Consider the following 11,228-nt stretch of genomic DNA (forward strand, 5'->3'; position numbering starts at 1 on the left):
TTCGTTTATTATAATTTATTGTGCGATTAATTCAGCATCTATTACTTTCTCCAAATGAGATAATACACGCTTTGCAGCTTCCTCACCTTGATTAATACAGTCTGGAAGTCCAGCGCCAGCATAGGAGCTACCTGCCAAGTATATACCTGGCAACTCTTTCTCCATAAATGTTGTGAGCTGTTTCATTCGCTCGTTATGGCCTACTGTATATTGAGGCATCGCTTCTTTCCAGCGACTTACGATTGTAAACTCTGGATCCTCTGTAATGTCCATCGTCTTTCGTAAATCTTCTAGTACGAGCTGAACGAGTTCTTCTTCAGTTTGTTCTACAACCGCTTCATCACCAGCACGCCCGACGTAGCAACGAAGGAGTGTTTTTCCTTCTGGCGTTGTATGCGGCCATTTTTTATGCGTCCACGTACATGCTGTAATGGTGTAATCGCTATTTCGTGATACGACAAATCCTGTACCATTAATATCACGCTGGATTGCAGACTTTTGGAAAGCAAGTGCCACATTCGCAACGGATGTGGCTGGAATATTACGGAAGAAACGAAACTGCTTGTACTGAGCAAACATGGACGGCAATACTTTATGCGAAGTTGCCACTACGATGGCGTCCGCTTCTATTTCTTTTCCGTTACTAAGAGTAATTGTATAACCATCACCCTGTTTTGCAACTTTTTCAATGCGAGTTCCCTTTATTATCGTACCTTCATGCATCTTTACTTCGAGAGATTTTACGATAGATTCTAAACCTGTTTTCACTGTTTGGAACATTCCCTTTTTCGGTTCAGCTTTCTCTTCTTTCGGAGCGAGCGTACGCATACCGAGTGAAATACTGCGATGTTCCTGCTCAATCTGATACATTTGCGGGAATGTTGACATTAAGCTCATTTGATCAATATCCCCTGCATAAATACCCGATAGTAACGGTTCTATTAAGTTTTCAACCACTTCGTTTCCAAGACGATGTCTGAAAAATTGTCCGAGTGATTGGTCAGATACTGGCTTTGACCTCGGCATTAATAGATCAAAACCAGCTCTTAGTTTACCAATTGGGGAGAACAGCCTGGAAAATAGAAACGGCGTAATTTGCGTTGGAATTCCCATCATTGATCCAGTCGGCATTTTATGTAACCGATTGTTTACGAGGATAAATGATTGACCAGCTTGATTATTTACAAGTTCATCGCCGAGACCCAATTCTTTCACTAATCTAGCTGCACTTTCTTTTCGTGCTAAGAAAGAATCCGGTCCGCGCTCAATTGTAAACCCATCTTTTCGAACGGTTTGAATTTTTCCGCCAAGTTTACCCGATGCTTCTATAAGTAATGTATCAATCGGCAAGTTTTTTTCATGAATATTTTTTTGTAAGTTATACATTGCTGTTAATCCAGTAATACCTCCGCCGACGATCACAACTTTTTTCCTCAAGCAGGCTCCCCCTTTCTTCTTACAGTACAGATTCTTTTTTCTTTAATACAACATCTGTTAAACAATCAATAAATGCGTCCGATGCATTTGGCATTTCTGGACGATAATATTTCGCACCAATTTCATCCGTTACAACTTTACACTCAAAGTCGTTGTCATATAAAACTTCTAAATGTTCCGCAACAAATCCAACTGGTGCATATACGAATGAAGTATAACCGTGCTTTTCATTTAGTTCTCTCGTTAAATCTTGTACATCTGGACCAATCCAAGGATCTGGTGTGTTTCCTGCACTTTGCCAGCCTACTGCATAGTTTGCTACTTCAGCTCCGCGCGCGATATAATCCGCTGTTTCATTTAATTGATCTGGATATGGATCGCCCATTGCAATAATTTTCTCTGGTAAGCTATGTGCAGATACGATTAATACTGCTTTTTCACGCTCTGCATCTGACATACCGTTATATATACCTTTCACTGCATCAACCCAGTACTGGATGAATTTCGGCTCTTTATACCAGCTATCAATGCCGTGAATTGTTAAGTTTCCAAGTTTCTCAGCTTCTTCTTGTGCTCGTCCAACGTATGATTTCACGCTAAACGTAGAATAGTGAGGTGCAAGAACAAGTGCGATTGCATCTTGTATTCCGTCGTTATGCATATCTTTCACCGCATCTTCAATAAACGGTTCAATATGTTTTAAACCAAGATACATATGGTACTCTACTTCATCTTGTACTTCATTTAAACGCTGTTCTAACTTCTTAGCTTGCTCTAATGTAATAGTAGCTAAAGGAGAAATACCACCAATTGCACGGTAACGCTCTGTTAAATCTTCCAGCATTTCAGGACTTGGCTTTCTTCCTCTACGAATATGTGTATAGTAACGTTCAATATCTTCTTCTTTATATGGCGTTCCGTATGCCATTACAAGCAAACCAATTTTCTTTTTCATACAGCAATTCTCCTTTACTTCGCTAACTGCCCTTTAGAGTATTCATGAATAAATGTAGTTAAACGTTTTAATGTATCCGGATTTACTTCTGGGAATACACCGTGACCTAAGTTAAAGATATAACCCGGCTGTTTCATCCCTTGATCTAAAATACCTTTTACATGTTCTTCAATAACAGACCATGGTGCAAGTAAGAATGAAGGGTCCATATTACCTTGTACCGCCTTATGAACGCCACGTGCACGTGCTTCTTCAATCGGTAAGCGCCAGTCTAAGCCGACTACATCAAGCGGTAAGTCGTGCCACTCATTCACTAAGTGTGCAGCTCCTACGCCGTGCATAATCATCGGTACACCCATCTTACGAACTTCTGCAAAAATACGCTCCATTGCTGGTTTAATAAATACGCGATAATCTGCTACATTTACTGTTCCAACCCAAGAATCGAAAATTTGAACTGCTTTTGCTCCTGCGTTTATTTGCGCTTTTAAATATGTAATAACCATATCTGCTAGTTTATCCATTAAAGCGAACCAAGCTTTTGGCTCTGCATACATGAACGCTTTCGTATTATGGTAGTTACGAGATGGACCGCCTTCAATCATATAGCTCGCTAATGTAAATGGAGCTCCTGAAAAACCGATTAACGGTACGTCTAACATTTCTGTCGTTAATAAACGAATTGTATCTAGTATGTACGGTACGTCATCTTCTGGATTGATTTCCCCTAGTTTTTCTACGTCTTGTAAAGAACGGATTGGATTATCAATAACTGGGCCAATACCTGATTTAATTTCTACATCCACACCAATTGCAGGTAGTGGTGACATAATATCTTTATAAAGAATTGCTGCGTCTACGTTATATTGATCAACCGGCAATTTTGTAACGTAAGCACATAACTCTGGATTATGTGTAATTTCAAATAAAGAATACTTTTCTTTAATCTTTCTATATTCCGGCTGTGAACGACCTGCTTGACGCATATACCATGCTGGTACATAATCGGTACGTTCCCCCCTACATGCTTTTAAAAATGTCTCATTTATAGTTCTTACCAAGACCCTTGCTCCCTTCCTTACCAATGCTTCGAATACGTTCGATATTTATCTTTTTTTACTATACAGCTTGTAAAAACAAAATGCATAATATTATGTACGTTGTTCATTAAATTGACACAAACATTCTTAAAAACGCTTACTATTTTCACAACATTCTTATTATAACACAGAGAAAAACTATGGTTTAGCTACTTTTGACTTTTCTCCTTCACGATTCGTTTGTGTATTATATGGTACAACGTAAAAGCTCGGTTTTGAAAATATGTTAACGAACTTTTCCTCATATTCCCCAGCACCATTTACAGTGCTAACATGTGTATGAATTCCGTTCTCCACTCTATAGATTCGGTACATAATTCTGTTATCTGGAAGTGGCGTCCAACTTAATTTTGCTTTAAATAAACCGAAAGGGCTAAATGATAGTTTCATTTTTACATCTTCAATTTTGCGCAGTCGAATCGGAGCGCCGATTGTTTCCACACCTTCAGGCTTCATAAACTTCTCTTTATGTTCTACATTAGCCTTCGTTAAAATTTTCTTAAACAATTTTGTCGCAGATGCACTTTCTCCTTGCAACTGATGCTCCTTATCCGTACGGTCATAACCAATCCAAACAGCGCCTACTAAGTTAGGTGTATAGCCGACGAACCACATATCTCTTGCTCCCTTATCGTCATTTGGCAATGAAGTTGTACCCGTTTTTCCAGCTAACGCACCGTTATATACACCAGCTCTCGCTGTTCCTTCCTTCACAACTCCTTCTAACATTTTCGTCATATACCATGCTGTCTGCTTCGAGAAGATTTTCGTCTCTACTTTTGGAGATTCCCCAATGACTGCACCGTGTCTATTTAATACTTTATCAATAACGTGCGGCTCAATAATATTTCCATTTGCTAAAAATGAACGATACATTTTTACAAGATCAAATGTTGAAACGCCATTTTTTAGTCCCCCAAGCGCTGTACTTAAACCAGCATCTGCAATATGGACATTTCCTTTTTCTAAATATTGCTTTCCTTCTTCTACCCCTAACTCATTTAATAAAGAAACTGCCGGTACGTTTGCCGACTCTAAAATCGCATCATACATCGTCATTTCTTTTGAATACTCATGATTATAATTTCGAGGTTCATACCCTTCAAAAGAATTTCTTTCATTCGTTAATAAAGAATACGGATTATATTTTTTCGTTTCTAGTGCTGGTGCATAAACGATAAGTGGTTTTAAAACAGATCCGGGCTGCCTTTTGGCAAAAACACGATTAAATCCTCTCGGGACGTACTTTCTTCCCCCAATCGCCGCTTTAATCCCTCCCGTACGATTATCCATTAATAAGAAAGCACCTTGCGCCCCTTCTTCTTTCCCAGGAAAATTCCTTGCATCTTGAAACTGGTTATATGCTACCTTTTGAATCTTTTCATCCATAGGTACGACAAACGTATATCCTCCGCGAAGTACTTCTTGATGAGACAACCCGTATAAACGAGCGGCTTCATCTATGACCATATCAATATACGGCATATATGCAAGCTCATTCTCATCTAAATTTTTATATAGAGCAATCGTCTTCCCTTGATAACGAACGCTTTCTTCTGCAGTCAAATAGCCTTGTTTATGCATAAGTGACAATACTAGATCGCGGCGTTCCTTACTCTTCTCTGCAGAATAGTACGGTGAATATCCGTTTGGTGACTTCGGAAGGCCTGCAAGCATTGCCCCTTCCTCTACTGTTAAATCCTCAACATTTTTATTAAAATACAACTTTGCTGCCGCTTGAATACCGTAAGCCCCATGACCAAAATAAATATGATTCATATACATTTCAAGAATTTGTTGCTTCGTATATTTTTGCTCTAATTGAAGAGAAATTGCGACTTCCTTCAATTTGCGCGTAAATGTTTTTTCACGAGTTAAAAAGACGTTTTTAGCGAGTTGCTGCGTAATGGTACTACCGCCCTCTACCTTCTCTCTAGCTAACGTATCTTTATAAAGAGCACGGAATATAGACGGATAATCAATCCCTTGATGCTCATAAAAACGAGAATCTTCCACCGCAACAAACGCCTGCTGCACATACTTCGGAATTTGCTCGATCGGTACAAGGTCTCTATTTTCTACGTATAATTTCGTAATTTCTTTCCCTTTCTGGTCAACGATACGTGATGAAGAGTGGAAAACGAGCTGCTTTTCATCCATCATATAGCCACCAGCTAACACGATAAGTTTATAGAGTACAATCGCTACTACGAACGTTGCGACGCCGCCTAATAAAGTCCACTTTACTTTCTTCATACATCGTCCTTCTTTCCAAATGATGGTACATTTATTATTTGAAAAAGAAGTATCTTTATGTATATAATCTTCGAAGTTTTTTAAGAGAGTTGATATAATAGAAACAAACTAGTAAGGGGGCATTAAAATGAAGGCTATTATTTCATACGAAACACCTCTAGAACAAGCACATTTCACTGCAAAAAATAATGAAAAAGATATGTTTTATAAAGAAAATACAGAAGAATCAGTAGAAGGTTCACTTCAGTATGACGTACTAGATGCTGTCGGTGAATTTAAAGGACAACCTGGCTATATCGTTTGTAACAACATTTCTGTAACAGACGAAGGTCGCCCTGTATTTGAAAACCGCTTTAAAAACCGCGCAGGCCTTATCGAAAACGAACCAGGATTCCAAGCGATCCGCGTTCTACGCCCATTAAGTAACGATACATATGTCATCTTAACGATGTGGGAAACAGAGCAAAACTTTAAAGACTGGACAGAATCACGTTCATTCGAAAACGCTCATAAAAAACGTCCCACGCAAGTAGAAGGAAAACCTCAGGCTCAAGCGCATCCACATGCGGAACAGCAAAAGAGTATTTTCTCTCGCCCTTCTTTTGTGACTACTTTTGATGTGTTAGTTTAATTTTTTTGAGTTTGGAGTTCGGAAACCGCGGTATGTGAAATTATATCGGCGATTTTTCGAATATATCGGCGCAACTCGAATTATATCAGCGTTTTTCTGAATATATCGGCGCAACTCGAATTATATCAGCGATTCTTCGAATATATCGACTTATCGACAAATCATGACACAAAAAGGAAACACCATTACACACCGGTGTTTCCTTTTTCTTTGTACCAATTATATATACGAAGTGAATCTTTTTTTCTCATATGCTTTACTTCATAACCCCGCCCAGCTACCGCTACAAGAGTTGTACATAATTCATCCTTTCTTTGAAAATACGATTGATTATAACCTACTGCTTGAACATGTCTTCTTCGCATTATTCCTGTATATTTCGAAAAATTACGATATACAACCGTTAGTTGATTTTCTCTTAATTCATAACCGCCACTTTTATATCTAGCATACGCAAGTAACGAAAACACGATAAATAACGGTAAAATAACAAACAATGCAATATATTGTTTTAAATATATACTTACGCTAGCAATTAGAACTGTGAGTATGATACTTATTAACCAGCCCATAATGAAATAACGACGCAACGCTGTTTTTGGTAAGTGAGCGATCTCCGCTTCAATTTCATAAGGTAACTCTAAATATGTGAGCAGGTGCTGTACATCTTTTTTCTTCATAAAAGGATGCAGCATCACTTCATTACTTGCTGCTCCAATACTGTGAATTGCTTCCACTTCAACAGCGCAATAACCAAATGGCTGGCGAAGCATACATTCTTTTACAGTAATCGCTTGAATTCGGTGCAATTTTAAGACAAACTCTTTCTTTTCAAATAACCCTTGAACGATACGAATTTCTTCCCCTTTTCGCTCAATTTTAAAGTTTGCATATTTCAACACATATCCAGCCGTGGAAATAATCCATGAAATTGCCATTAAAATTAATGCTATTACAATTAGTTTATAAACACCGTTTCCCATCACATACGCTTCTACTTTACTTGTGAATCCTTCAGGAAGAACAAAATCAAACTTTGTGTAAAGAAGTACCAGTCCAGAAAACACTAGTCCGAACCGACCAGATGTAATCGCTGCTGCTAAAACCTCTTTCGCTGTTAACTGATAAACCGTCTTGCTTTCTTCCTCTTCTATTTCTTCTTTTACAGTAGTTTCTTTCTTATGTAATAAAGAGATTAAATGTTTTGCCTCGTCTTCTTTAATACCAGCCAACATCACTTCTGGTTCACTACCACCACCCGCTACTTCTATATTTAACTTCATAAGCCCAAGCATCTGATAAATGACATTAGAAGACGTACTAACATTTTGCACACGTTCTTTATTTAAATAACTTTCCTTCTTTACAAAAACACCGTGCTTTATATGTAAAATATTATTCTCAATCCAGTACACTTTAAAATACCATTTAATTGCTGAAAAAATAGCCATGATGAATAAAACAACCAGAAGGAAAAGATAAAATAAATACCAAGGTTCCACTTGTTCATCAGGTTTAAATAAAACAAGAATAATAAGTGGCAACAAACTCGCAACTCTAATACCTAACAATATCGTAATCGGATGTTGCCTCTTATACATCCTTATCACTCACTTTCGCAAGTTCTCCAATTTGTCTTTTTAGCTGTTCTGCTTCTTCTTTCGTTAAACCTGGAATACTATGAGAAGTTGCGGCTGTTGAAATGTGTAATTCTGCTAAATTATACTTTCTCATGATCGGCCCTTGCTCAATCGTTACGTGCTGCACACGGATCATCGGAATAAGTACGCGTTTTACAACGAACATTCCCTTTTGAATCTCAATCTCTTCTTCATTTAATCTGTAACTATAATAGCGCTGACGCAAATTTGGAAACACAAAATAATCAAGTGGAATAAATGTAATAGCTCCTGTTACTAATAGTCCAAACAACCAGCCCCACCAGTTAAAGTTAATCATAAAAAAGAAGTACGCAATTACGACTGTTAGTATAACTGCCGCCCCAATTAAAGCGTGAATTCGCCACACTTTCAGCATATTAAAATGAATCTCTCTTTCTAACGGCTGCACCTCATCACTCCAATTCTATGAATTTATTACTTATATATTATCAAAAAATAAGATTTCATATACATTTTTGTAAATTTATAGTCAAATAATAACATTTGAATCAAAAGCATATTAAAGAAAAACATACCTCAGTTTTGAAAATTATATATTATAAATATGAATTATATTGAACTAAAATAAACCTTACATGATTCATGCAAGGTTTATCGTTTTATACACAATATATTTCATTATTGTTGAGATATACTAGTATCGCTTTCAATTCGTTTTTCTTTTTGGCTTAGTTTTTTATCTTTAGATTTTTTTAATGTTAAAGTCATACCAATAAAAATAAAAAGAATTCCTGTTATTTGCATTAAAGTTGGACGGAATCCAGTAAGTACAGTATCTAATAATATTGCCACTGCCGGATCCAAAAAAACTAATATTGAGATTGTTTTTGTAGATAAATAGCGTAAACTATCAAAAAACAGATAATATACTATCCCTGTGTGAATAAAACCAGTAGCTATAATATATGTCCAATTACTTTGAGTGAGGCCACTAAAAGCATCTAAATCTATAAATGGTATTAAAAGAAATATCCCCAAGAATGTTTGTAAAAATGTCATTGCATACGCACTCATTTTGTTAATCCCTTTACCAAATAAAGTTGTAAATGCATAAAAGAGAGCTGCAAGAAATCCCCATATCATACCTGAAGACATTAATGAACCGACAGAGAAACTTCCATCGATACCAGCAATTAATAAAGCTCCTGCAAAACACACAACTATTGAAATGATAGATATGAATGTTAATTTTTCTTTAAAGACGATACTTCCAATTAACAGTACAATTACTGGTGCAAGATGATAAACCGAGATAGCAATTGTAACTGACATATTTTCAAAGGCTTTAAATAAGAAAACCCAATTAAATACTAAGAAAAAGCCACATATTAAAACTTGAATAACTTCTTTTCGTTCCCATTTATCTTGTTTATATTGCCCTGTAAGCAACCAGCATACACTTAAAAATATTGTCGCAAAAATACACCTTACAAACACTAATTCAAACGAAGGTAAGTTTGTTTGAACTGAAAAAAATCCAACTGATCCAAAGATAACCATTGATGCTATCATCTTTAAAGCCGGTACCGTTTTCTCTTGCTTAAAACTTTTTTGAAGCAAATTAATCCCCCTCCAATAAAAACTCGGTTTATAGTGAGAAAAACACCAGCCTAAAAAAGGACAGGTGCTTTTCCTCAAAAACACTCAATTATAAATTTTTCCCAGCAGTCCAACCACCATCAATTACAAAATTAGAACCAGTAATAAAGCGGGCCTGATCAGAAATCAAGTACTCAATACATGAAACAATATCCTGCGGCACCCCCCAAGTATCTAAAGATTGATTACTTTTTATCATAGACATCAAGGCTGTATTACTAAAGTATTCTTCTGTAAGTTCAGTTCTAATAACACCGGGAGAAATGCTATTCACCCTTATATTTTGCTTCCCAAATTCCATAGCCATCTGTTTAGTCAATCCGATTAAAGCATGCTTTGATGCAACATAAGCAGCTCGCTCTGGTTCAGCCATTAATCCAGAAACCGATGCTATATTCACAATACAACCTTTTATTTTCGATTCACACCATCGCTTAGCTACTTCCCTAGAAAGGATAAATGGGGCTACTAAATTTACATCAATTACTTTTTTAAACATATCATCGGATAAATGTAAAACAGGTGTTATCTCTCGAATACCAGCTGCATTTATTAATATATCAGGAGAAAGCTTTTCTAAATCTAATTGAGTAAAAAGATTATGAATCGCTTCACTATTACTTAAATCAATTTGCACTACTTTCAAAGGCATATCTGTTTTCATATAATCTATTAAATTATTATTATTAATATCAAGCGCTATTACATGAAATGATTTTTCTAAAAAGTATTTTATACAAGCATGACCTATACCGCTATTGGCTCCAGAAATCATAATTATTTTATTCTCTCTCATTTTGTCTCCTTATAAGAAAATGTTACTAATAAAATATCACGAAAAGCCTCCGTACTACATTCTGTTCCAAGTGGCGTTACGGCATGGAAGACCTTTTGTCCAAATACTAAAGTTTCTAAAGGCTCCTTCAAACTTATAAACTGATTAATTTCCCGAGGAGAATTAGCTATTAAATTATCTCCACCAATAGCTGTATTACTTAAATTCATAAGGTGTAAAAACACTACTGGTTCATCATCTTTATGTAACCAAATAGGTGAACTAAAAGATGGTCTTTCTTTAGTAGCTTTATATCTTACTTGATGTAAACCTATAATTAAGTCTTTACTTGTATCTATTATATTTGTTTTAAATGCAAATTCAGTATCGAAGCGCACGATATTTTGAATTAAAGGATTACATAAAAAGCTATCATTTATGCTATTGAACTGTCTAACTTTCCCGCCATCGTCATAGTTATATTCTTTAGATTGGAAGTAATCATTACTATTATCTAAAATATAATCTGGTGAATCAACATACTTTATATACCTTGAATAAGATCTAGCACGGCATTCACCGTATGCATCATCTTCCAAATTATAATAATCTAACTGTGCTTGTGTTAATAAACGATGATTCTCTTCCTCTTGTAAAAAGATTTCATTTGAGATTTCAAGGAATCCTTTAGATTCAAATTCATGTACCTTTTCTTCTATGCTAAAGCCACTCATTTTACTAAGAACAAACGTCATTATAAAAACCTCCACACTATTGTATTTTTCTATCTCAC

10 protein-coding genes are annotated in these 11,228 nt (G+C 36.2%); 1 reads left to right on the forward strand and 9 read right to left on the reverse strand.

Annotation, left to right across the window (positions count from 1 at the left end; translation table 11 throughout):
* Window positions 1-15: 15 nt before the first annotated feature.
* The 4 genes from hemY to D1166_RS01630 form a co-directional block, all read right to left on the reverse strand.
* Window positions 16-1,437 carry a protoporphyrinogen oxidase gene (gene hemY / locus D1166_RS01615; RefSeq protein ID WP_097855554.1) on the reverse strand — a complete coding sequence of 474 codons (1,422 nt, stop codon included), beginning with the start codon at window positions 1,435-1,437 and terminating at the stop codon, window positions 16-18.
* A gap of 19 nt (window positions 1,438-1,456) precedes the next feature.
* A complete protein-coding gene (hemH, locus tag D1166_RS01620; protein WP_000726800.1) occupies window positions 1,457-2,392 on the reverse strand; it encodes a ferrochelatase in 936 nt (311 codons plus the stop codon).
* Window positions 2,393-2,406: 14 nt separating this feature from the next.
* Complete coding sequence (hemE, locus tag D1166_RS01625; protein WP_000252605.1) at window positions 2,407-3,453, reverse strand: uroporphyrinogen decarboxylase; 1,047 nt, start codon at window positions 3,451-3,453, stop codon at window positions 2,407-2,409.
* A gap of 177 nt (window positions 3,454-3,630) precedes the next feature.
* The gene (locus D1166_RS01630; protein WP_000756294.1) at window positions 3,631-5,748 is read right to left on the reverse strand and encodes a transglycosylase domain-containing protein; all 2,118 of its coding nucleotides are present in this window, start codon (window positions 5,746-5,748) and stop codon (window positions 3,631-3,633) included.
* A 127-nt stretch (window positions 5,749-5,875) separates the two neighbouring features.
* On the opposite strand from D1166_RS01630, the gene hmoB reads away from it, so the two are divergent.
* Entirely contained in the window at window positions 5,876-6,379 is a 504-nt protein-coding gene (gene hmoB, locus D1166_RS01635; RefSeq protein ID WP_097855553.1) for a heme-degrading monooxygenase HmoB, read from the forward strand.
* Between the two features lie 185 nt (window positions 6,380-6,564).
* Here hmoB and D1166_RS01640 read toward each other — a convergent pair whose 3' ends face one another.
* The 5 genes from D1166_RS01640 to D1166_RS01660 all read right to left on the reverse strand — a co-directional run bounded on the left by D1166_RS01640 (window position 6,565) and on the right by D1166_RS01660 (window position 11,190).
* Entirely contained in the window at window positions 6,565-7,980 is a 1,416-nt protein-coding gene (locus D1166_RS01640; protein ID WP_000278150.1) for a PH domain-containing protein, read from the reverse strand.
* On the reverse strand, window positions 7,973-8,449 hold the full coding sequence (locus D1166_RS01645) for a PH domain-containing protein (protein ID WP_001182698.1): 477 nt from the start codon (window positions 8,447-8,449) through the stop codon (window positions 7,973-7,975). The genes D1166_RS01640 and D1166_RS01645 overlap by 8 nt, the downstream gene beginning before the upstream one ends.
* Before the next feature lie 230 nt (window positions 8,450-8,679).
* Window positions 8,680-9,621 (reverse strand): DMT family transporter, encoded by a 942-nt coding sequence (locus D1166_RS01650; protein ID WP_097855552.1) that lies wholly within the window; start codon window positions 9,619-9,621, stop codon window positions 8,680-8,682.
* Between the two features lie 88 nt (window positions 9,622-9,709).
* Window positions 9,710-10,456: an SDR family NAD(P)-dependent oxidoreductase gene (locus D1166_RS01655; protein WP_001208942.1), complete on the reverse strand. Its 747-nt coding sequence runs from the start codon at window positions 10,454-10,456 to the stop codon at window positions 9,710-9,712.
* On the reverse strand, window positions 10,453-11,190 hold the full coding sequence (locus tag D1166_RS01660; RefSeq protein ID WP_000144819.1) for a 2OG-Fe dioxygenase family protein: 738 nt from the start codon (window positions 11,188-11,190) through the stop codon (window positions 10,453-10,455). The genes D1166_RS01655 and D1166_RS01660 overlap by 4 nt, the downstream gene beginning before the upstream one ends.
* Window positions 11,191-11,228: the final 38 nt, after the last annotated feature.

The sequence above is a fragment of the Bacillus sp. ISO11 genome, assembly GCF_003458115.1.
GTDB lineage: Bacteria > Bacillota > Bacilli > Bacillales > Bacillaceae_G > Bacillus_A > Bacillus_A cereus.

Coding starts and splice junctions, on each gene's coding strand:
- hemH (WP_000726800.1), bottom strand. CDS start 2,392: ATGAAAAAGAAAATTGGTTTGCTTGTAATGGCATACGGAACGCCATAT.
- D1166_RS01630 (WP_000756294.1), bottom strand. CDS start 5,748: ATGAAGAAAGTAAAGTGGACTTTATTAGGCGGCGTCGCAACGTTCGTA.
- hmoB (WP_097855553.1), top strand. CDS start 5,876: ATGAAGGCTATTATTTCATACGAAACACCTCTAGAACAAGCACATTTC.
- D1166_RS01640 (WP_000278150.1), bottom strand. CDS start 7,980: ATGTATAAGAGGCAACATCCGATTACGATATTGTTAGGTATTAGAGTT.
- D1166_RS01655 (WP_001208942.1), bottom strand. CDS start 10,456: ATGAGAGAGAATAAAATAATTATGATTTCTGGAGCCAATAGCGGTATA.
- D1166_RS01660 (WP_000144819.1), bottom strand. CDS start 11,190: ATGACGTTTGTTCTTAGTAAAATGAGTGGCTTTAGCATAGAAGAAAAG.